The 22096-nt window shown below is 46.5% G+C and carries 20 protein-coding genes and 2 pseudogenes; 12 read left to right on the top strand and 10 right to left on the bottom strand.

What is annotated here, in order from left to right:
- The first annotated feature begins 4 nt into the window (after positions 1–4).
- The 7 genes and pseudogenes from ICN12_RS04685 to ICN12_RS04660 all read left to right on the top strand — a co-directional run bounded on the left by ICN12_RS04685 (position 5) and on the right by ICN12_RS04660 (position 5776).
- The gene (locus tag ICN12_RS04685) at positions 5–532 is read left to right on the top strand and encodes a TlpA family protein disulfide reductase (RefSeq protein WP_216271022.1); all 528 of its coding nucleotides are present in this window, start codon (positions 5–7) and stop codon (positions 530–532) included.
- A 249-nt stretch (positions 533–781) separates the two neighbouring features.
- On the top strand, positions 782–1231 hold the full coding sequence (aroQ, locus tag ICN12_RS04680) for a type II 3-dehydroquinate dehydratase (protein ID WP_216271020.1): 450 nt from the start codon (positions 782–784) through the stop codon (positions 1229–1231).
- A gap of 36 nt (positions 1232–1267) precedes the next feature.
- The gene (gene accB, locus ICN12_RS04675; RefSeq protein WP_216271019.1) at positions 1268–1732 is read left to right on the top strand and encodes an acetyl-CoA carboxylase biotin carboxyl carrier protein; all 465 of its coding nucleotides are present in this window, start codon (positions 1268–1270) and stop codon (positions 1730–1732) included.
- 63 nt (positions 1733–1795) lie between these two features.
- Positions 1796–3166, top strand: a complete 1371-nt coding sequence (gene accC / locus ICN12_RS04670) for an acetyl-CoA carboxylase biotin carboxylase subunit (RefSeq protein WP_216271018.1) — start codon at positions 1796–1798, stop codon at positions 3164–3166.
- A 27-nt stretch (positions 3167–3193) separates the two neighbouring features.
- Positions 3194–4114: pseudogene (gene prmA / locus ICN12_RS10880) on the top strand (50S ribosomal protein L11 methyltransferase); the annotation flags it as partial.
- A gap of 6 nt (positions 4115–4120) precedes the next feature.
- Positions 4121–4738 carry a DUF3426 domain-containing protein gene (locus tag ICN12_RS10875; RefSeq protein ID WP_370624941.1) on the top strand — a complete coding sequence of 206 codons (618 nt, stop codon included), beginning with the start codon at positions 4121–4123 and terminating at the stop codon, positions 4736–4738.
- Positions 4739–4816: 78 nt separating this feature from the next.
- Positions 4817–5776 carry a carbohydrate kinase family protein gene (locus tag ICN12_RS04660; RefSeq protein WP_216271015.1) on the top strand — a complete coding sequence of 320 codons (960 nt, stop codon included), beginning with the start codon at positions 4817–4819 and terminating at the stop codon, positions 5774–5776.
- A 203-nt stretch (positions 5777–5979) separates the two neighbouring features.
- On the opposite strand, the gene ICN12_RS04655 is transcribed toward ICN12_RS04660, so the two are convergent.
- The 5 genes from ICN12_RS04655 to ICN12_RS04635 form a co-directional block, all read right to left on the bottom strand.
- Positions 5980–6336: a histone H1-like repetitive region-containing protein gene (locus tag ICN12_RS04655; protein ID WP_370624938.1), complete on the bottom strand. Its 357-nt coding sequence runs from the start codon at positions 6334–6336 to the stop codon at positions 5980–5982.
- A gap of 334 nt (positions 6337–6670) precedes the next feature.
- On the bottom strand, positions 6671–7858 hold the full coding sequence (locus ICN12_RS04650; protein ID WP_216271013.1) for a ribonucleotide-diphosphate reductase subunit beta: 1188 nt from the start codon (positions 7856–7858) through the stop codon (positions 6671–6673).
- 45 nt (positions 7859–7903) lie between these two features.
- Positions 7904–10870 carry a ribonucleoside-diphosphate reductase subunit alpha gene (locus ICN12_RS04645; RefSeq protein ID WP_216271011.1) on the bottom strand — a complete coding sequence of 989 codons (2967 nt, stop codon included), beginning with the start codon at positions 10868–10870 and terminating at the stop codon, positions 7904–7906.
- Between the two features lie 273 nt (positions 10871–11143).
- The gene (ampD, locus tag ICN12_RS04640) at positions 11144–11995 is read right to left on the bottom strand and encodes a 1,6-anhydro-N-acetylmuramyl-L-alanine amidase AmpD (protein ID WP_370624937.1); all 852 of its coding nucleotides are present in this window, start codon (positions 11993–11995) and stop codon (positions 11144–11146) included.
- A complete protein-coding gene (locus ICN12_RS04635; protein WP_216271007.1) occupies positions 11964–12812 on the bottom strand; it encodes a cytochrome C assembly family protein in 849 nt (282 codons plus the stop codon). Before ICN12_RS04635 ends, ampD begins: the two co-directional genes overlap by 32 nt.
- 20 nt (positions 12813–12832) lie before the next feature.
- On the opposite strand from ICN12_RS04635, the gene ffh reads away from it, so the two are divergent.
- Positions 12833–14215 carry a signal recognition particle protein gene (ffh, locus tag ICN12_RS04630; RefSeq protein ID WP_216271005.1) on the top strand — a complete coding sequence of 461 codons (1383 nt, stop codon included), beginning with the start codon at positions 12833–12835 and terminating at the stop codon, positions 14213–14215.
- A 20-nt stretch (positions 14216–14235) separates the two neighbouring features.
- Here ffh and ICN12_RS04625 read toward each other — a convergent pair whose 3' ends face one another.
- Positions 14236–15978 (bottom strand): proline--tRNA ligase, encoded by a 1743-nt coding sequence (locus ICN12_RS04625; RefSeq protein ID WP_216271003.1) that lies wholly within the window; start codon positions 15976–15978, stop codon positions 14236–14238.
- 106 nt (positions 15979–16084) lie between these two features.
- On the opposite strand from ICN12_RS04625, the gene ICN12_RS04620 reads away from it, so the two are divergent.
- The 3 genes from ICN12_RS04620 to ICN12_RS04610 all read left to right on the top strand — a co-directional run bounded on the left by ICN12_RS04620 (position 16085) and on the right by ICN12_RS04610 (position 18364).
- Positions 16085–17134: an RNA-guided endonuclease InsQ/TnpB family protein gene (locus ICN12_RS04620; protein WP_216271001.1), complete on the top strand. Its 1050-nt coding sequence runs from the start codon at positions 16085–16087 to the stop codon at positions 17132–17134.
- Between the two features lie 67 nt (positions 17135–17201).
- Complete coding sequence (locus ICN12_RS04615; RefSeq protein WP_216271270.1) at positions 17202–17798, top strand: RNA pyrophosphohydrolase; 597 nt, start codon at positions 17202–17204, stop codon at positions 17796–17798.
- Positions 17795–18364: a CNP1-like family protein gene (locus ICN12_RS04610; protein ID WP_216270999.1), complete on the top strand. Its 570-nt coding sequence runs from the start codon at positions 17795–17797 to the stop codon at positions 18362–18364. Before ICN12_RS04615 ends, ICN12_RS04610 begins: the two co-directional genes overlap by 4 nt.
- Before the next feature lie 32 nt (positions 18365–18396).
- Here ICN12_RS04610 and proB read toward each other — a convergent pair.
- From proB to rplU, 4 genes and pseudogenes are all read right to left on the bottom strand, one after another.
- Positions 18397–19173: pseudogene (gene proB / locus ICN12_RS04605) on the bottom strand (glutamate 5-kinase); the annotation flags it as partial.
- A 28-nt stretch (positions 19174–19201) separates the two neighbouring features.
- On the bottom strand, positions 19202–20296 hold the full coding sequence (gene cgtA / locus ICN12_RS04600) for an Obg family GTPase CgtA (protein ID WP_216270995.1): 1095 nt from the start codon (positions 20294–20296) through the stop codon (positions 19202–19204).
- Between the two features lie 87 nt (positions 20297–20383).
- Positions 20384–20644, bottom strand: coding sequence for a 50S ribosomal protein L27 (rpmA, locus tag ICN12_RS04595; RefSeq protein WP_015420374.1), 261 nt, complete (start codon positions 20642–20644; stop codon positions 20384–20386).
- A gap of 33 nt (positions 20645–20677) precedes the next feature.
- Positions 20678–20989, bottom strand: a complete 312-nt coding sequence (gene rplU / locus ICN12_RS04590; RefSeq protein ID WP_041484800.1) for a 50S ribosomal protein L21 — start codon at positions 20987–20989, stop codon at positions 20678–20680.
- A 75-nt stretch (positions 20990–21064) separates the two neighbouring features.
- On the opposite strand from rplU, the gene ICN12_RS04585 reads away from it, so the two are divergent.
- Positions 21065–22069, top strand: a complete 1005-nt coding sequence (locus ICN12_RS04585) for a polyprenyl synthetase family protein (RefSeq protein WP_216270993.1) — start codon at positions 21065–21067, stop codon at positions 22067–22069.
- The last annotated feature ends 27 nt before the right edge of the window (positions 22070–22096 follow it).

Here is a 22096-nt window from a genome sequence, read left to right as displayed (position 1 = left end):
AGCAATGAACCGAAGACAGTGGATTAGCATCATCGGAATTAGTCTGTTGGCACTCCTTGCAGGAGTAGTTACTTCGCAATGGATTTACAAAACCGGGCTCGCAAGCGATCCTGCAATCAAGGCCTTTTTTGCCAACTCCTGGCAAACACCCGATGGGAAATCGGTCGACACTGATAAATGGCGCGGAAAAGTGCTGGTTGTGAACTTTTGGGCCTCTTGGTGCCCCCCTTGCGTTGAAGAAATGCCAACTTTGGATAAGTTACAACAAGAGTTCAAAGCTCAAAATGTATTATTTGTCGGTATTGGCATCGATTCACCCTCTAATATTCGTGAATTTCTTGCAAAAACGCCTGTTTCTTACCCGATTGTCATCGGCGGCATGGAGGGCAGCAATTTGTCCAAGCAAATGGGAAACAGCCAAGGAGCACTCCCGTACACCATCATCATTAATTCTCAAGGCAAAGCCACTAGCAGCAAATTAGGGAAGATAAGCGAAGAAGATCTCAGAAAAGAAATTAAAGCAGCCATTTAAGATATTTTTTTGAATTTTGTCGACTATTAGAAACTTGAATAACGCGCATTCCAGGCCATAATTTAGCAATATCTGCTCTTAAAATCGCAAAAAATAGCTAATTTATCGGTCATTTTTTGGGCTTGCCAAGAGATTCTAGGGGTATACTTTCCCCGTGCTTGGTGAAGAGAGATCTTCATGAAGTAAGCAGTTTTAGAGAAAAGCTTTATTTACTTAATTAAACCTAACTGCCTCTAAAAATATCGATCTATGTCGAAAAATACTTCAATTCTCGTAATTCAAGGTCCTAACCTTAACCTACTGGGCACCCGTGAGCCCGAGGTTTATGGCAAAACGACCCTTGAAGATATTCATACAAAGCTTGGCACGATTGCCAAGTCCAATTCAGTCGAGCTTTCTACCTTCCAAAGCAATCATGAGGGTGAACTCATTGACCGAATTCAGAAGGCTAAGCAAGATGGGGTGGATTTCATCATCATCAATCCAGGTGCTTTTACCCATACCAGTGTTGCCTTACGCGATGCGCTGGCTGGAGTGGCCATCCCATTTACTGAAGTGCATCTATCCAATATTCACCAACGCGAAGAGTTCCGCAAGCACTCCTATCTATCAGACATTGCTACTGGCGTGATCTGTGGTCTAGGGGCCATTGGCTATGAATTAGCACTACAAGCAGCAATTGCACGTTTACAGAAATAAAGATTAACTAAGAATTACAAGAGAGGAAGCCTTTCCATGGACCTGAGAAAACTAAAAACCCTAATCGACCTCGTTTCTGAATCAGGAATCTCTGAATTAGAAGTGAACGAAGGCGAAGATCGTGTTCGCATCGTGAATGCCGGATCTCCAGCTCCTGCCGGTCAAGTGGTCTACGCTAATCCAGCACCTGCTCACGCGATGCATGCTGCACCTGCTGCAGCTCCAGCTGCCGCAGCACCCGTAGCTGAAGAAGCGCCTGCCGAAACTGGTTTTGTAGCTCGCTCACCGATGGTGGGTACTTTCTACCGCGCACCAAATCCAGAATCTCCAGATTTCGTCAAGGTGGGCGACACAGTCAAGGTTGGTCAAACCCTTTGCATTATTGAAGCGATGAAGCTCCTTAATGAGATCGAATCTGAGCAAGCTGGTGTCATTAAGCAAATTCTGTGTGAAAACGGTCAAGGTGTTGAATTTGACCAGCCGCTGTTCATCATCGCTTAACTGATCCTTAATCGATCACTACTAGATTCATTCCAATCCACCGTTACTTAACTCAGAGCCGACATGTTCGATAAGATTCTGATTGCCAATCGCGGAGAAATTGCTCTCCGTATCCAACGCGCATGTCGCGAGTTGGGAATTAAAACTGTGGTGGTGTTTTCTACCGCGGATAAAGAAGCGAAATATGTGAAACTTGCAGACGAGGCTGTTTGTATCGGGCCTGCACCATCACCACTAAGCTATCTCAATATGCCAGCTATTATTTCGGCGGCGGAAGTCACGGATGCTGAAGCGATTCACCCGGGCTATGGCTTCCTCTCTGAGAACGCCGATTTTGCTGAACGTGTAGAGAAATCTGGCTTTGCATTTATTGGGCCTACTGCTGCATCGATTCGTCTAATGGGCGATAAGGTTTCAGCCAAGCGTGCGATGATTAAAGCGGGTGTTCCTTGCGTTCCTGGTTCTGAAGGCGCCTTGCCAGACAATCCAAAAGAAATTATTGCTACAGCAAAAAAAGTAGGGTATCCGGTCATCATCAAAGCTGCTGGCGGTGGCGGTGGTCGCGGTATGCGAGTGGTTCATACTGAAGCTGCACTCCTAAATGCGGTCAACATGACCAAAGAAGAAGCTGGTCGTGCTTTTGGTAATCCAGAAGTCTATATGGAGAAGTTTCTAGAGAAGCCACGCCACGTAGAGATTCAGATTCTGGCCGACACCCATGGGAATGCGATTTGGCTGGGTGAGCGCGATTGCTCCATGCAACGTCGCCATCAAAAAGTAATTGAGGAGGCACCGGCCCCCGGCATTGATCGTCGCTTGATCGCCAAAATTGGTGAGCGTTGCGCTGAAGCTTGTAGAAAAATTGGCTACCGTGGCGCCGGCACCTTTGAATTTTTGTACGAAGATAATGAATTCTTCTTTATTGAGATGAATACCCGCGTTCAAGTAGAGCATCCAGTCACTGAAATGATTACTGGGGTTGATATCGTCCAAGAGCAAATTCGCATCGCTGCAGGTTTAAAGCTTAGCTATCGCCAAAAAGACATTGTTTTCCGTGGTCACGCCATTGAATGTCGCCTAAATGCGGAAGATCCGTTTAAGTTCACACCAAGCCCAGGAAAAATTGGTTCATTCCATATGCCAGGCGGCCCTGGAATTCGCGTCGACTCACATGCCTACAGTGGCTATGTAGTGCCATCGAATTACGATTCCATGATTGGCAAGCTGATTTCATACGGCAATACTCGCGAACAAGCGATTCGTCGTATGCAGATCGCACTTTCGGAGATAGTGATCGATGGCATTACAACAAATATTCCACTACATCGTGAACTCATGCTCGACCCGAACTTCATGGAAGGTGGAACCAGCATTCATTATCTGGAGCATCGTCTCGAAGAGCAAGCCGCTAGTCGCGGCAACCCGAAGTCTTAGGTCAATTGATGTTGATTTGGAGTAAGCATGTCCTATCGTGAACTGGTTTTCACGGTACCAGCAGAAATTGCAGAGCCTTTAGGGGATGCATTGCTGGAAGTGGGTGCACTGTCAGTCACCGTTGAAGACGATGCTGCGGGTGGCTATGATGAAAATCCACTTTATGGCGAGCCAGGACTCTCACCAGAAGTCCAGGCTTGGGACCGCTCTTCAGTAACTGCACTGTTTAATCCCGAGATTGATGATTCTGATGCCGTGAATTTCATCCCTGAGCTGCTCGCATCTCTCAAGGAAGCAGGATTCAATCTTCCAGCACCAGAACAAAAAATTGTTGAGGAGCAGGATTGGGTTCGTTTAACCCAAAGCCAATTTGCTCCGATTCAAATTGGTGAGCGTATTTGGGTAGTTCCTTCTTGGCATCAAGCGCCAACCGACCCCAATGCAATTTGCTTGGCAGTAGATCCAGGTCTGGCGTTTGGCACTGGTAGCCATCCAACAACACACCTTTGCTTGCTTTGGCTTGAACAAAATACACAACTAGAGAATCAAAGTCTTTTGGATTACGGTTGCGGATCTGGAATTCTGGCAATTGCCGCTGCCAAACTAGGATGCAATCCGGTTGTGGGTACTGATATTGATCCACAAGCGATGGTTGCGGCACGCAGTAATGCAGAAATCAATCACACTGTCATTCGCTTTGTTCTGCCCAATGAAAATGCACCAGAGCTTGCGGCAGAAACCAAATACGACATCGTGATGGCCAATATTTTGGCCAATCCGCTACAAGTTTTGGCACCAGCATTGGTAAACAAGATGCGGCCAGGCGGAAAGATTGTTCTCTCAGGTGTTCTAGCTCGCCAAGCAGAGGAAGTGATTGCTACCTATAGCCAATGGCTAAGCCTGTCTGTTTGGAAAGAAAGTGATGGTTGGGTCTGTTTGCACGGCACGCTACCTGTGCAGGGCGATAAAGCCAGTTTGACCGCTAAAAACACAGACACTTCAGAGCCGGCTCAAAAAAAAAGTCTTAAATTAATTCTTCTCAGTCTTTTTTTCCTCTTGCTGATCATTTTTGGCGAGCATCTATCTAGAAATTCTCTTCTGCCAACATTGGCAACGCGCGTTGACGGAAGCTCTCCAGCAATTGCAACGAGTGCTTTTTCTATTTTGCAGAAGTTCGATGAACAATTGTGTCGTGCACTAGGGTGTGTAAATCGCTCTGTAAGCGATTTTGCTGCCTGGAAAATAACTTCAGTCACACTTTCGCCTGAAAACGCGCGAGAAGGCCTTAAAAACGCTTCAAATCAATCTGTGTTGCAAGTTGAAATACAAAATCGTCTTGCGATCCCGGTTTTATTCCCTAATTTAGAAATTTTGCTCACTGATGCAGAAGAAGCAGAGATCAAAACAATTCAACTTTCAGTGCAAGAGTGGTTGCCAAAGACTTGGCAAGAATCGCATCCTGATTTTTTACGTCAAGGTGCGCTTTCTGGTGAGAAGTTTCATTCTGAATTGTCGATTTCCCTTCCACAAAATGCCGCAGGGTATCGCGTCAGAATTTTTTACCCCGAATAATAGACTGCAAACCCCAATTCACACTCATCACACCCATCACACTCATTCCAATTGATTTTTATTAGAAAGTAATTTTTTATGGCCAGCTTGATCTGCGGTTCTATCGCTTACGACACCATCATGAACTTTGAAGGCAAATTTGCCGATCAAATCCTGCCAGAGCAGATTCATATCCTGAATGTGGCCTTCCTAGTTCCCACAATGCGCCGGGAGTTTGGTGGCTGCGCAGGCAATATTGCGTACAACCTTAGCCTTCTTGGTGGCGACCCCATCATCATGGCAACGGTCGGTGGTGATGCAGCGCCATACCTGAATCGCCTTCAGCAACTCCAGATTGATGCGACGCATATTCGCCAGATTGAGCATGCATTTACCGCTCAAGCAATGATTACTACCGATCAAGCCAACAATCAAATTACCGCTTTTCATCCAGGCGCCATGGGTGAATCACACCTAAACCAAGTTGCTGCAGTGGTTGCCGAGCGCAGCAAGAATGCCAAAGGCGTAGCCAAATTCGGAATTGTTGCACCTGATGGCCGTCAAGGAATGTGGGAGCACTGCCATCAGCTAGCTGAAGCAGGCATCCCATTTGTATTTGATCCGGGCCAAGGTTTGCCGATGTTTAACGGACCAGAACTGCTAGAGCTTGTAGATATTGCAAGCTATCTCGCCGTAAATGACTATGAAGGCGAAATGCTTTCCCAAAGAACTGGCTTAAGCCTGGCTAAAGTTGCCCAAAGAGTTAAAGCTTTGATCGTGACTAAAGGTGCTGAGGGTGCAGATATCTACTTTGAAGGTAAATGTATTGCGATTCCACCAGTGCCAGCAGCAAAAGTGGTTGATCCGACTGGTTGCGGCGATGCATTCCGTGGAGGATTGCTATTTGGATTAGAAAACAGCATGGATTGGGAAACCACTGGTCGATTAGCCAGTTTGATGGGTTCAATCAAAATTACTCATCAGGGACCACAAAATCACCAAATAAGCAAAGATGAGATCGCCACTCAATTCAAATCTGCGTTTGGATTTGCGCTCTAAAGCCAATAAATTCCAGAAGTAGCAATAAAAAAGGGATCTCGTGAGAGATCCCTTTGAACTTCACCCGTCTACAAGCAGAGCTTATGGACGTGTGCCAGTTGGGAAGGGCCAAGCAGCAGCAGGATTCAACGTTGTTGAAGCAACAGCTTTTTTAGCCACGGGCTTTTTTACAGCTTTGCCCGCTTTCTTCGCAGCAGGCTTACTTACTTTTTTTTTGCTACTTTGCGAGCTACTTTTTTAGCAGCAGGCTTCTTAGCAGCTACTTTGCGAGCTACTTTTTTAGCAGCAGGCTTCTTTGCAGCAGCTTTTTTAGCAGCAGGACGCTTTTTAGCAGCTACTTTTTTAGCAGCAGGCTTCTTTGCAGCAGCTTTTTTAGCAGCAGGACGCTTTTTAGCAGCTACTTTTTTAGCAGCAGGCTTCTTAGCAGCAGCTTTTTTAGCAGCAGGACGCTTTTTAGCAGCTACTTTTTTAGCAGCAGGCTTTTTAGCAGCAGGCTTCTTTGCAGCTACTTTTTTAGCAGCAGGCTTCTTTGCAGCAACTTTTTTCTTGGCGATTGCCATAGTAATGCTCCTTCACGTGAGGATTAGTACAAACTACCGATTAAGAAGACCCGACCATTCATTTCCGCCTGGTTTTGCAACCGATTGGAGCCGACGAGCGAGCCATTCATCGGCGCGCGGCTTGATGCTAAGTGCTGCACGCTAATGAATCTTGGAAAAAAAGCCGTGGCCCCAAAGGACAACGGCTTCTTAAATTTGCTGGAAAAAATAGAGAGAATAGTCCGGACACCCTTGGATAAGGGTTTTCGGATTTGAGTCTGGTTTTGCTGACTTTTAAAACTATCCAACCGTCTAATCTCCTATTTAGCCGGCTATGCGCTTTTTAATTAACTACTTATTCCCAACTTAGCGCACCGCCAGTTTGATACTCAATAACGCGTGTCTCAAAAAAGTTTCTCTCTTTTTTTAGATCAATCATTTCTGACATCCATGGGAATGGATTCTCTTCATTTGGGAACATCGCGTCAAGTCCTATTTGCAAACATCTACGATTACAGATGTATCTTAGGTAACCTTTGAACATCGGCGCGTTCAATCCGAGCACTCCACGAGGCATCGTATCCTCTGCATAACGGTACTCTAATTCCACTGCTTTTTCGAAGATCGCTTTGATCTCATCTTTGAACGCAGAAGTCCATAACTGCGGGTTCTCCAGCTTAATTTGATTAATTAAATCAATACCAAAATTGCAGTGCATAGACTCGTCGCGAAGGATGTATTGATACTGCTCAGCAGCACCCGTCATTTTGTTTTGACGACCCATTGCAAGTATTTGCGTAAAACCAACATAAAAGAATAATCCTTCCATCACGCAAGCAAAAACGATGAGTGATCGCAGCAATGTTTGGTCAGTTTCTAATGTCCCAGTTTTAAAAGTTGGGTTAGTTAGTACGTCGATATAAGGAATTAAGAACTCATCTTTAGCGCGAATGGAGTCAATCTCGTGATACGCGTTGAAGATTTCGCCTTGGTCTAAACCCAAAGATTCCACAATATATTGGTAAGCGTGAGTATGAATCGCCTCTTCGAAAGCCTGGCGCAATAGGTATTGGCGGCATTCTGGAGCAGTAATGTGGCGATAAGTACCCAAAACAATGTTGTTTGCCGCTAAAGAATCCGCTGTCGTGAAAAAACCGAGATTGCGTTTAATAATGCGGCGCTCATCTTCGGTTAAACCATTAGGATCTTTCCAAAGCGCGATATCGCGGTTCATATTGATCTCTTGTGGCATCCAATGATTTGCGCAACCAGCCAGATATTTCTCCCACGCCCACTTATATTTAAATGGAACCAACTGATTTACGTCAGTCTTGGCATTAATCACGCGCTTATCTGCTGCATTGACTCGATGCGCTACACCGCCAGCCAATGAAGCAGCTTGCACAGGTGCAGGTGCAGCATCTTGAGGTGCTGCAATAGCAACTTCATCTGGCTGCACACGTTGTGGCTCAGCTACCGCTGGTTGCGGTGAAAAGCCAGCCTTCGCTAGCGCGGGAGCAACTTCCTCTTCCCAATTCAACATAACTCTCTCCTAATTCTTATTTTTCTCAATCAGCAAGCAAATAGCTTACTGACATGCTTCACATTCTTCAAAGCCAGCATCACCTGGGCGCATTGTGCAAACTGGACCATCCGCTTCTTGTGCAGCTGCAGCATCTGTACCATTTACACCACCACCGCTAGATACTGAATTCAACTGACCACTAGTCACGGTCGATTTCTCAACGTGGGTTGCGGCCATTGTGCGGAGGTAATACGTAGTCTTCAGACCGCGCAACCATGCCAACTTATAGGTGTCATCCAATTTCTTGCCAGATGCGCCACCCATGTAGATGTTAAGTGACTGCGCTTGGTCAATCCACTTCTGGCGACGTGAAGCAGCTTCAACCAACCAACTTGGCTCGACTTCAAATGCAGTAGCGTACAAATCACGCAAGTCTTGTGGAACGCGATCAATCTTGGATAAAGTACCGTCAAAATACTTCAAATCCGCAATCATGACCTCATCCCAGAGGCCGCGATCTTTCAAATCACGCACCAAGTACTCATTTACTACCGTGAATTCACCTGAGAGGTTGGATTTCACGAACAAGTTCTGGAATGTAGGCTCGATACAAGCTGAAACGCCAATGATGTTAGAAATCGTTGCGGTAGGCGCAATCGCTACGCAATTGGAGTTGCGCATGCCGTGTTGCTTGATGCTGGCACGTAAACCATCCCAATTCATAGTGGAAGAGCTATCTACCTCAAGGTAACCACCACGCTCTGCCGCCAACAAGGCTACAGAGTCTTGCGGAAGAATGCCGCGATCCCACAATGAGCCTTTGTATGTGCTGTAAACACCACGCTCTTCAGCCAATTCATTGGATGCTTGGTAAGCGTAGTAGCACACTGCCTCCATAGAGGAGTCAGCAAACTGGATTGCCTCATCGCTTGCGTAAGGAATGCGTTGCATATGCAAGCAATCCTGGAAGCCCATGATGCCCATACCGACTGGACGATGCTTCAAGTTGGAGTTACGTGCTTTAGCAACAGCGTAGTAATTGATATCAATTACGTTGTCCAACATGCGCATAGCAGTGCGAACTGTTTTTTGGAGCTTCTCATGATCCAAAATCATCTTGCCAGAGGCATCTGTCGTCATGTGTGCAGTCAGATTCACGGAACCTAAGTTACATACTGCAATTTCGCTCTCGTTGGTGTTGAGGGTGATCTCAGTACACAAGTTGGAAGAGTGAACAACGCCGATATGCTGTTGTGGGCTACGGATGTTGCAAGGATCTTTAAATGTGATCCATGGGTGACCAGTTTCAAACAACATACCCAACATCTTGCGCCATAATTGTTGCGCAGGAATGCGACGGAATGGCTTCAACTCACCTCTGTCAGCTTTTTGCTCGTAAGCAACATAAGCCTCTTCAAATGCCTTGCCGTATTTGTCATGCAAGTCAGGGGTATTTGAAGGTGAGAACAATGTCCACTCACCACCCTCCATGACCCGCTTCATGAACAAATCTGGAATCCAATTCGAAGTATTCATGTCATGCGTACGGCGACGATCATCACCGGTGTTCTTGCGCAACTCGAGGAACTCTTCAATGTCTAAGTGCCATGTTTCTAGGTAGGCACAAACTGCACCCTTGCGCTTACCACCTTGATTCACGGCAACTGCTGTGTCGTTCACTACTTTAAGGAATGGCACAACACCCTGTGACTTACCGTTAGTGCCTTTGATATGACTTCCCAAAGCGCGAACGTTTGTCCAGTCGTTACCTAAACCACCGGCAAACTTAGACAAGAGTGCATTCTCTTTCAATGCTTCGTAGATGCCATCAAGATCATCATCCACCGTTGTTAAGTAGCAGCTAGACAACTGAGGGCGTGTTGTCGCAGAGTTAAACAAGGTTGGCGTACTGGACATGAAATCAAATGTAGAAAGGATTTCATAGAATTCGATTGCACGACGCTCACGATCCAACTCATTTAAAGACAAGCCCATCGCAACGCGCATGAAGAAGGCTTGCGGCATTTCAATACGACGATCTTCAATATGCAAGAAGTAGCGGTCATACAAAGTTTGCAGACCAAGGTAATTGAACTGCAAGTCACGGCTGGCATTCAACGCTGCAGCCAATCTTGGAAGATCGAACTCACGCATGCGTGGATCTAACAACTCAGCAGAAATACCTTCATTGATGTACTTGGCGAAGTAAGTGCTGTACTCAGCTTGCATATCGCCTTGCAATACTTCGCGACCCAAAATTTCTTTACGGATCACATGCATCAAAATGCGTGCTGTCACTTGGCTATAAGCTGGATCTTTTTCAATCAAAGTGCGTGAAGCCAAAATCGCTGAGTCATACACTTGAGCCATTGGCACACCATCGTATAAATTCTTGATGGTTTCAGTAATGATTGGACTGGCATCAATGTTATTTCCAAGACCTTCACATGCTGCCTCAATAATCGTGCGCAAAGCAGCCATATCTAGCCACATCTCAACACCGTTATCAGTCACCTTTAAACCGGATGCGGCCGCTTCAGTAGATGCTTCAGTTTCCTGTGTAGTGCCCTGCTGAGCTGCACGCTCTTGATTACGCTTTTCGCGATACAGAACATAAGCACGAGCAACGTTGTGCTCACCGCTACGCATCAAGGCCAACTCGACCTGATCTTGGATATCTTCAATGTGGAAAGTGCCGCCATTTGGACGGCTACGCAATAATGCGCGCACTACCGCATGGGTCAATTGCTCAACTTGCTCACGCACACGTGCGGAAGCTGCGCCTTGACCTCCATTAACTGCCAAAAATGCCTTCGTTACAGCAATCGCGATTTTGGATGGCTCAAACGCTACTACCGAACCATTGCGACGAATAATTTTGTAATCGGACAATTGAGTCGCTTGACCACCACCAACGCCACCTGCGACAAAGCCAGCAGATGGGGCTTGATTCATGGATTCAGAGGGATTCATTCCTGGGTTATTTGTGCCGGCAGTCTGTCCTGCTGTCTGGGGATTGGCATATGTCATATTTTTCCTGCTTATATATAGTTATTTGGACAAAAATCGTTAAAAAACAATAGGGTATTGCTGTATTCAAACACTACATCTAGTGTCTCGAAGTGCATTTACCACTAAGTATAGGGAAATATTCGGAATTTGGTAAGACATTTCTGATGAATATTTATTAGTGTTTTTCCCTATATTTTTAAGAAATTAGGGCTCATTTTGGTGCGTATTTTATAGCCCTTTTTAGCCAAAGGGGTAGAAAGTGAGCGTGTGCTCACATACTAATTATTGATCCTAGCGGGACTGCAATCCGAAGGGTAATTTTTCGACAGGAATATCAGTTTTTGTGCGGAACTGTTGCCAATCAAATTGCACGCCTGGGTCAGTTTTTCTTCCTGGGGCGATATCGCTGTGCCCAGCAAATTGTAAATTGGGATAGACAGCCCCAAGTTGAGTACTTAATTTAGCCAGCGATTCATATTGAATTGCTTCAAAGGGATGCTCAGAATCACCTTCCAACTCAACGCCAATCGAAAAATCATTACACTTTTCCCGACCCAAAAAGGATGAGGGGCCGGCATGCCAAGCTTTGTTTTGGGTAGATACAAACTGGAATACCTCACCACGACGGGAAATCAAGAAATGACTAGAGACCTTCTGATCAGCAATCTCTTCAAAATAGGGATGCAAAGAGGAACCCAGTTTATTTTGGAAAAAATCCACAATAAATTGGGTGGAATTGCGATCCACGAAATCGCTAGGCGGAAGACTAATGTGATGAATGACGACCAAATCCGGCGTGAGGCCCTCTGGTCGTATATCTTGATTCGGGGAGATTCTCCAAGCGGCAGAGCCCAACCAACCCTGAGCATCCAAACTATTAAGGTGCTCTTTTGAGCAATAGAACCGGTCTTCTTGCGCAATCGCCTCTGACTTTGGAAGATGCAGAGAACAAGACTGGCACTGGACAATAGTCTCTGGCTCAACAATTTTGGCACGCTGGGCTTTTACCTTAGCGGCCTCATCCGTATTGAGCTTTGACTGCTTTTTTCCTTTAAGCCAAAGGTATAAAAAGCCTAGGCCAGCAATTAAAAGAAGCCATTTAATCAAAACTTCATGCCCTTTGCAGAATGACTTCCAGGACAAAGCGGCTGCCAACATAAGCTAGGAGCAAGGCGGTATATGCGCTTAAGACCCAGCGGATGGCGGCGCGCCCGCGCAAGCCAACACGCCAGCGAGTAACAATCAGCCCGGCAAACAGGAACCAAGAAATCAGTGCAAAGATAGTCTTGTGATCAAAAACGAGTGGCTTGCCAAATAAGGCTTGAGAAAAGAGTAAGCCAGAAAACACCGTCAAACTCAGTAATGCAAAACCAACGTAGAGCAAATTGAATAAGAGACTTTCCATTGTCATCAATGGCGGTAAGTCCTCAAGCCAATGAGCTATACGACTGTTGGGGATGACGGCCAACTGACGATGTAGTGCTCGGTCTTGAACGCTCATTAACATGGCGTGCATTGCCGCAAGACTCAAGAGCCCAACCGAAATGGTGGCGACAATAAAGTGCCCCTTAAACCAAGGGTCAGAAACCGCTTTTGGAGAAATCAAGGTGCCTGAGAAAATGGCGGGCAATGCTGAGCAGATCAAAGCAAAAATCAACACCAGCCAGCGCAAGCTCGAGATAGGCAAAAACCAAGACTGAAACCAGTAAAAAGCGAGGCCTACCCAAGCAATCAAAGAGAGATCTTGAGCAAAACCAAAGACAAAGCCCTCGGGTGTGAATACTGAATCATGCAGTTGAATTCCATGGATGAGCAGAATCAAGAAAATCACCGCCTGAATCAGCCCATTAAAAGCAGGAGACTCAATCTTTCCCTTGGGTCTCGAGCTCAAAAAGGCCAAAAGAAGCAAATAAAGTGCAGATGGGAGCCATCCCGAGCCTGAGTAACCTAAAATATCCATCTGGAAAGTCTAATCGATAAATGCTAGAGAATCTCACCGACCGTCTATCCCGTGTTGTTAAAACAATGCGCGGGCAAGCTCGCCTCACCGAAGCGAACACTGCAGAAATGCTGCGGGAGATCCGCCTGGCCTTATTGGAGGCTGACGTTGCGCTTCCAGTCGTTAAATCTTTACTAGAACAAATCAAATTTAAAGCCCTTGGCGAAGAAGTGGTTGGCAGCCTCAGCCCAGGTCAGGCGCTAGTAGGGGTTGTTCAACGCGAACTGGCTCAAGTCATGCGTGGGGACACCACCCAAAGCGGGGAACTGAATTTAGCAACTCAACCACCTGCAGTGATTCTGATGGCGGGCCTTCAAGGTGCCGGTAAAACTACTTCAGTAGGTAAGCTGGCCAAGTTTCTCCAGGAAAAGAAGAAAAAGAAAGTATTAACGGTTTCTTGTGACATCTATCGTCCTGCCGCTATCGAGCAGTTAGAAACCGTCACCAAACAAGTTGGCGCTGAATTCTTCCCCAGCAACATCAATCAAAAGCCTAGTGAGATTGCGGCAGCTGCACTGGATTGGGCACGCCGTCACTACTTTGACGTGCTGTTGGTGGATACAGCTGGTCGCTTAGGTATTGACGAAGCACTCATGCAAGAAATTAAAACCTTGCACGCCAATCTCAATCCGATTGAGACATTGTTCGTTGTCGATGCCATGCTGGGACAGGATGCCGTCAATACTGCCAAGGCATTCCACGACGCACTTCCACTGACTGGCGTAATTCTGACTAAGTTGGATGGTGACTCTCGAGGCGGTGCAGCGCTTTCCGTACGTCAAGTTACCGGTGTACCACTCAAATTCATTGGTGTTGCCGAAAAGATGGATGGCCTCGAGGCATTCGATGCCGACCGAATGGCTAACCGCATTTTGGGCATGGGCGATATTCTTGCCTTGGTTGAACAAGCCCAGCAAAACGTCGATGTTGCCAAAGCAGAAAAGTTAGCAAGTAAGATTTCTAAAGGTGGGTTTGATCTTGGTGACTTCCGTGATCAGTTGGCACAGATGCAACAGATGGGCGGCATGGCCAGCTTGATGGATAAGCTGCCAAGTCATATGGCACAAGCAGCATCTAAAACCAATTTAAGTGCTGCGGATAAACAAACCAAACGCATGCGCGGCATCATCGACAGCATGACGCCAAAAGAACGCGCGAAACCTGAATTACTAAAGGCTACTCGCAAACGCCGCATCGCTGCTGGTGCGGGCGTCGAAGTTCAGGAAGTCAATCGTTTGCTTGCACAGTTTGAGCAAATGCAAACGATGATGAAGCAGTTCAAAGGTGGCAAGATGGCACGCACCATGGCGACTATGGCTGCAAAAGGAGCCGCCAAAGGTATTGGCGGGCTCTTTAAAAAATAATCCTTACAAAGTGTTTGGGTTTAAGAAATTAATTTCTTGGCCGCATCAACCGCAGAAATCACTTTCACTTTAATTTCTGCCAGCGGAATATTTTGTGACTCGGCATCAGTACGCCCTTTGAATTCTACCTGAGCATCCACCAAACCGCGATCTCCAATCACGACACGGAACGGCACGCCGATCAACTCCCAGTCTGCAAACATCGCGCCCGGTCTCTCACCACGATCATCGAGAACCACATCGATCCCAGCAGCAGTCAACTCATCGTGCAATTGGTCGGCAGCCACTTTTACTGCTTCAGATTTGTCGTAACCCATTGGGCAAATCACCACCTCAAATGGCGCCATCGAAATTGGCCAAACAATGCCGCGCTCGTCATTGCCCTGCTCAATTGCAGCACCCAAAAGACGGGTAACGCCAATTCCATAACAACCCATCACCATTGGCTGCGCTTTACCTTGCTGATCTAAATAGGTACAGCCCATTGCTTCGGAGTAATTGGTACCCAGTTGAAACACATGTCCCACTTCGATCCCACGACAAATATCCACAACACCTTTGCCATCAGGAGAAGGGTCTCCCACTACAGCATTGCGCAAATCCAGGACCAAGGTCTCGGGCAAATCACGTCCCCAGTTCACACCAGTTAAGTGGTACCCAGCCCCATTGGCACCGCACACGAAGTCGGACATATTAGCAACAGTACGATCGGCAACTACGATTACATCAGAGCTAACGCCGACAGGCCCTAGGTAACCGGCAGGCGCATTACATGCCTGCTGAATCTCGGCCTCACTTGCAAAACGTGACTCTGCCATACCAGGGATTTTGCTGGCTTTGATTTCATTGAGCTCATGATCGCCACGAACCAGCAGCATAAATAATTTAGCCGGCCCTTCTTCTTGATCGGCAGCAAACAGTAATGACTTCACCGTCTGCTCGAGTGGTAACTTTAAAAACTGGGCAACGTCAGCGCAATTGGTTTGATCTGGCGTTGCAACCTTAGTCATTGTCTGGGTTGCAGCAACACGTGCCGCAATTAATGAAAGTGATTCAGCAGCCTCCAGATTGGCCGCGTAATCAGATGTTGGACAATAAACAATGGCATCTTCGCCAGTATCTGCAATCACGTGGAATTCTTGACTACCGGATCCGCCAATCGCGCCGTTATCTGCTGTTACCGCACGGAACTTCAAACCCATACGCTTGAAGATACGAGTGTAAGCATCGAACATGATTTGATAAGACTTCTTCAAACCCTCAGCATCGCGATCAAAGGAGTAAGCATCTTTCATGCTGAACTCACGACCACGCATGATGCCAAAGCGAGGACGGCGCTCATCACGGAACTTTGTCTGAATTTGATAAAAATTTACGGGGAGCTGTTTGTAGCTCTTAATCTCGTTGCGCGCTAAATCTGTTACCACCTCTTCAGAGGTTGGTTGAATTAAAAAGTCGCGATCATGTCGATCTTTAATGCGGAGCAACTCGGGTCCCATTTTTTCCCAACGACCCGTCTCTTGCCATAACTCCGCAGGCTGAATCATCGGCATGAGCAACTCAATTGCGCCCGCACGATTCATTTCTTCGCGAATAATGTTTTCCACTTTGCGAATGGACTTCAAACCCAAAGGCAAATAGTTATAAATACCCGCACTAAGTTTGCGAATTAAACCGGCACGCACCATCAATTTGTGCGAGACCACCTCAGCGTCGGAAGGGGCTTCTTTGAGCGTGGCTAGAAATGACTGTGAAGCTTTCATTGAATTTCCTGTGTTACTTCACCCTTCGGGGTGAAAAAATAAAAAGGGGGTACGCGCAACGCTAAAGTGGTTATTTTACATTACCGATACTGTTAATATATACAGTATGTTGTTGGTTTATAGGTACCGCGTTAAATCCCTTAACGGCTTGTTAAATAGACAAAGTCGTGCAGTGAACCTTGTCTGGAATTTCTGTAATGATACGCAAAAACATGCGCTTCAATGGCGAAAAAAGTGGCCTTCTGGTTTTAATTTGAATGTACTTACTGCTGGAAGCAGTAAAGAACTTGGCTTACATTCTGGCACCATTAACGCAATTTGTGAGCAGTACGCAAAGTCAAGGGCACAACTCAAACGCCCCTACCTTCGTTATCGCAGCAATAAATCACTGGGATGGGTGCCAATTAAAGGTCGAGAACTTAAACGCGAGGGAAATGCTTTTCGATTTGCTGGTAACACATTTCGCATTTTCCACTCTCGGGCACTACCAGATGGAAAAATTAAAGATGGCACTAACTTTAGCCGTGATGCTCGCGGAAACTGGTTTCTTAATATTGTTATTGAAATTTCCGAAGCTCCACGGCGTAAATTATGTAACGGCGTAGGGATCGATCTGGGATTGAAGGAGTTTGCCGCACTCTCTACTGGTGAGGTTATATCAAGCCAACACGACTACAAAAAATTAGAGCCATCATTAGTAATCGCGCAACGTGCCAATAAAAGACGATTAGTTGCGAAGATACATTCGAAAATCGCCAATCGACGAGCTGACCAACTTCATAAAATCTCTAGCCGAATAACACAAGAATTTGATTACATAGCAGTGGGCAACATTAAACCTGCCGCGCTTGCTAAAACCAAGATGGCGAAGTCTGTTTTAGATGCTTCTTGGTCAACGTTTCGCAATCAACTAGCGTACAAGGCTATTAAGCATGGCGCATGGTATGAGGAAGTTAATGAAAGCTTCACCTCCCAAATTTGCTCGAATTGTGGCGCTCTACCCAATTCAAGGCCGAAAGGTATCGCAGATCTTGGAATAAGGCAGTGGATATGTTCTGAGTGCGGCGTTAGTCATCATCGTGATGTCAATGCCGCCTTAAATATTCTTGCCCGACATGGACATGTGTCGCCAGCTGTGGGAATCTCCCTGATTTAACAAGGAGGGGATGTCAAGTATGGATATAATCAAATCATTGATTTTAAAGGATTTGAGGCACGATCTCATGCTTGACCGTGAAGGGTATCGACCCAATGTCGGCATAGTCCTCCTCAATAGCCATAACGAGGTTTTCTGGGGAAAACGCGTTGGGCAGCATTCGTGGCAGTTCCCGCAGGGCGGGATTCAGCATGGTGAGAGCCCAGAGCAGGCCATGTACCGCGAATTGCATGAGGAAGTTGGCTTGCTACAGGAACATGTCCAAATTATTGGGCGCACTAGGGACTGGCTTCGTTATGACGTCCCTGAGGAGTTCTTACGCCGACAACATGCCTCCAAAACCCATCGTGCAAGCTATCGTGGCCAAAAACAAATCTGGTTTTTATTGCGTTTAGTCGGCTCAGATAGCGATATTCACTTACGCGCCTCAGAGCACCCTGAATTTGATGCCTGGCGCTGGGTTCCTTTTTGGATTCAACTGGACTCCGTTATTGACTTCAAGCGCGAGGTTTACCAAATGGCCCTTTCCGAACTCGCCCGCTACCTTTCAAGAGGCATTCGCATGCAACAACTTGCCTGGGGATCGCCGATCGACCTACTTCAATCTTTCTATGCGAATGAAGAAGATGAGCCCAAAGAGCCAAAACCGACTGATAATCCATGATAAAACTCTCTAATCGCAGCATTTCCCTTTCTTTACTTGGCTTAGCGCTTAACCTAGCTCTAGCGGGGTGTGCGGGAGACCCTCTGGAAAGCGGCGTGGATCCATTTGCGCCAACGGTTTTCAAAGAGGGTGCGACGGCAATGCCGCTGAACCCACCAAATAAATCCACCATTCAACCTTTTTATGTATCTCAACATACTATTTTTAAGTTTGCGGTGGATACGGACTCAATTTTGATTGGGAATGATGGTGTGACGAGATACATCGTTATTCTGACCAGCCCGAATGGTAATAGCCAGACTCAATATGAAGGTATCCGCTGTGACTCATTTCAATGGCGTCTGTATGGCACTTTTGAAAATAGCGCCTGGAAAGAAAATCCGCTTTCAACTTGGCGCACTATTCAGAGCAATGTACCAAACCGCTATCAAGCTGCACTAGCCCAAGGCGCATTCTGTAACTTTGCTTATCAAGAAAAGAATATTAAGGCCATCATTAACTCGCTTAATCCGAATGGCTTTACTGGACAGACTAAGCCAACCAATTCATTTGGCGTAGTTAATTAAAGCCAGTATTAGGGGAGTGTTGACGCTTAAGCAGCTGTCAAGTAAGTGCCAATTTTTGCGCCAGCCATCAAGCGAGTAAGGATATTAGGCTCGTGGCCTGAGGCAATTACGGTAGCAGCACCCGTTTGAGCGGCAACCTTTGCTGCCAGAACTTTTGTCAACATACCGCCCTTGCTCAGCTCACTTGCTGCACCACCTGCCATTTTTTCTAAAGCGGGGTCACCAGCAACCGCATCACTCAGCAAAGTAGCTGAAGCGTCTTGACGTGGATCAGCAGTAAATAGCCCGCCCTGATCTGTCAAGATCACCAATAGATCGGCATGAATTAAATTGGTTACCAAAGCTGCCAAGCTATCGTTATCGCCGAATTTAATTTCATCGGTAACTACGGTATCGTTTTCATTAATGATGGGGACAACGCCCAACTTCAACAAAGTATCCAAAGTCGCCTTGGCATTGGCATTGCGCTCTGCGTGCGCTAAATCCGCGTTCGTTAACAAGACCTGAGCACTACGTAAATTAAAGCGTGCAAAACAGCTTTCATACACCTGCACTAAACCCATTTGACCAACTGCAGCAGCAGCTTGTAGCTGATGAATTTCTTGTGGACGCTTAGTCCAGCCAAGGCGTTGCATTCCTTCAGCAATTGCACCAGAACTCACCATCAATACCTCATGGCCAGCGCCTAACAAGGCAGCCATTTGCTCAGCCCACATCGCAATTGCAGCATGATCTAAGCCCTCACCATTATTGGTGACTAGGCTTGAGCCTACTTTGACAACAATACGTTTTGTTTTCTGAGTATTCATATCAAATGCATATTCAAATGACGGCTATTTAGTCTGGAGTTTTATTTTCTGATGGAACTTGTTCTTGATAACGTGGATCTGCTGCACGCTCATCCGCGTCATCACGATCTTTGCGAACAGAATCCAAGTAATCTTGTAGAGAGTAGCAAAGCTTATCGCAACCCAGGCCTGTTAAAGCAGAGATCTCAAATACAGGACCCTTCCACTTAAAGCGCTTGATAAAGTCTGCAACGACTTTCTTGCGATCTTCTTCGGGAATCATGTCAACTTTATTCAAGACTAACCAGCGCGGCTTTTCAACAAGAGCTTCATCGTACTTGCGTAATTCATTCACGATAGCTACAGCATCAGCCACGGGATCAATATTCTCATCAAATGGAGCGATGTCGACCAAATGCAAAAGTACACCAGTACGCTGCAAGTGTCTCAAGAAGCGATGGCCTAAACCAGCACCTTCCGCGGCACCCTCAATCAAACCTGGAATATCTGCAATCACAAAGCTACGCTCAGCACCTACGCGCACCACACCTAAATTAGGATGCAGAGTCGTAAATGGGTAGTCAGCAATCTTTGGACGCGCATTCGAGACAGCGGTAATTAAAGTGGATTTGCCAGCATTAGGCATACCCAACAAACCTACGTCAGCCAATACTTTTAATTCCAGTTTGAGCTTGCGGCGTTCGCCATCTTTACCATTGGTTTTTTGGCGAGGAGCGCGATTCGTACTGCTCTTGAAGTGAATATTGCCCCAGCCACCTACACCGCCCTGTGCCAAGCACAGGCGCTCGCCATGGGTAGTTAAGTCAGCTATTGGCTCACCAGTTTCGTAATCAGAAATGATTGTGCCAACAGGCATACGCAATTCGATATCGTCGCCTGCGCGACCATAGCAATCAGCGCCACGACCAGGCTCACCGTTTTTTGCGGTATGCGTTTTAGCGTAACGATAGTCAATCAGGGTATTGATGTTGCGATCTGCAGTAGCCCAAACGCTTCCGCCTTTGCCACCGTCTCCACCATCGGGACCACCGAATTCAATAAACTTTTCGCGGCGCATGGAGGCACTCCCGGCGCCACCTTGGCCAGCGATGACTTCAATACAAGCTTCGTCTATAAATTTCATGAATAAAAAAGGCCTCGCTTAGCGAGGCCTGTTCCTAAGAGTTAAATTCGGAATAAATCTGAATCAAACGTGTCTCAGTCAGGCGTCTTATGAACGCGGGAGAACTGAAACCTGGGCCTTCTTCAGAGCACCCTTAACGCCAAATTCCACTTGTCCATCAACTAAGGCAAACAAAGTGTGATCCTTACCAATACCAACGTTCATACCCGGATGTACTCGTGTACCACGTTGACGAATGATGATGCTGCCAGCATTGATTTGCTCGCCGCCAAAAACTTTAACGCCTAAGCGTTTCGATTCTGAGTCGCGGCCATTTCGTGTCGAGCCGCCGCCTTTTTTCTGTGCCATATCTTTCTCCTGCTATTTAGCCGTTAGCCTAAATTAGGCTTTAATCGTGTTAATCAGAATTTCTGTGTAATTCTGACGATGGCCTTGGTGCTTTTGATAATGCTTGCGACGGCGCATCTTAAAGATTGTCACTTTATCGTGACGTCCCTGGGAGACGACAGTGGCCATCACAGCTGCACCATTAACCAATGGATCACCCAATTTGAGTGAAGCGCCTTCGCCTACGGCGAGGACTTGGTCAAGAGTGATTTCGCTGCCGATTTCCGCTGGTATCTGTTCTATTTTCAATTTTTCGCCTGCAGCAACTTTATACTGTTTGCCACCGGTTTTTATGACCGCGTACATGGTGTGAAACCTCAAATTAATTCTACGTTTAAGCTAATCCACCCTGGATGAGCTAAGCCCATTATTATATATTGCATGACGACGAGTGTCAAAACCAATGAATTAAGCCAAATTTTGGCCCCAATTGCCTTAGATTTCAAGGCCTTAGACGATGTTATTCGTCTGCGACTAGCCTCAAAAGTTGCCTTAATAGACCAAATCTCCACTTACATCATCCAGGCAGGCGGAAAACGGGTGCGTCCAGCCCTACTGCTCCTAGTTGGCAAAGCTTTGGCCGATGGTAAGGACACCCCGCATGCCCTAGAACTAGCTGCAGTTGTGGAATTTATTCATACAGCCACTCTGCTTCATGATGATGTTGTTGATGAATCCACCCTCAGAAGGGGTCGAGAAACTGCAAATGCAGCCTTTGGTAATGCAGCAAGCGTACTTGTGGGTGATTTTTTGTACTCCAGAGCGTTTCAGATGATGGTTGGTCCAAATGATCTACGCATCATGGAAATCCTTTCGGATGCAACCAACACAATTGCCGAGGGTGAAGTTTTACAACTTCTCAATATGAATGACCCAGAAGTGGATGAAGAGAGCTATCTGCGGGTGATTCGCTATAAAACTGCCAAGTTGTTTGAAGCTTCTACGGAGCTTGGGGCTATTTTGGCTGGTACTAACAGCAAGCAAAGGGAGCAATCCGCTGCTTTTGGTCGCCATATCGGCACTGCATTTCAATTAATGGATGACCTTCTGGATTACACGGCCGATGCCTCCCAAATGGGAAAAAATGCTGGCGATGACTTACGAGAAGGCAAGCCTACGCTCCCATTAATTTATCTGCTCGAGAATGGCAGTACTGAAGAGCGCCTGCTGGTTCGCGCAGCCATTGAACAAAATCAAGATTTACCAGATGATGTCTTTGCACAAATTCTCAGTGCAGTTCAAAATTCAGGCGCCTTGGATTACACCCAGGCCGCAGCAAAACGTGAAGTCGATCTTGCGCTGGAGTGCCTCAAGGGATTCCCGCAGAATGCGGCAACAACAGCTTTGCACGCCTTATGCAAATACTCACTATCTAGACAGGCTTAAGCACGAACGCATCCCTGTAAGATATTG

Source organism: Polynucleobacter sp. AM-25C3, from assembly GCF_018882335.1.
Taxonomy (GTDB): Bacteria; Pseudomonadota; Gammaproteobacteria; order Burkholderiales; family Burkholderiaceae; genus Polynucleobacter.
This window is presented reverse-complemented; position numbering and strand designations above follow the sequence as displayed.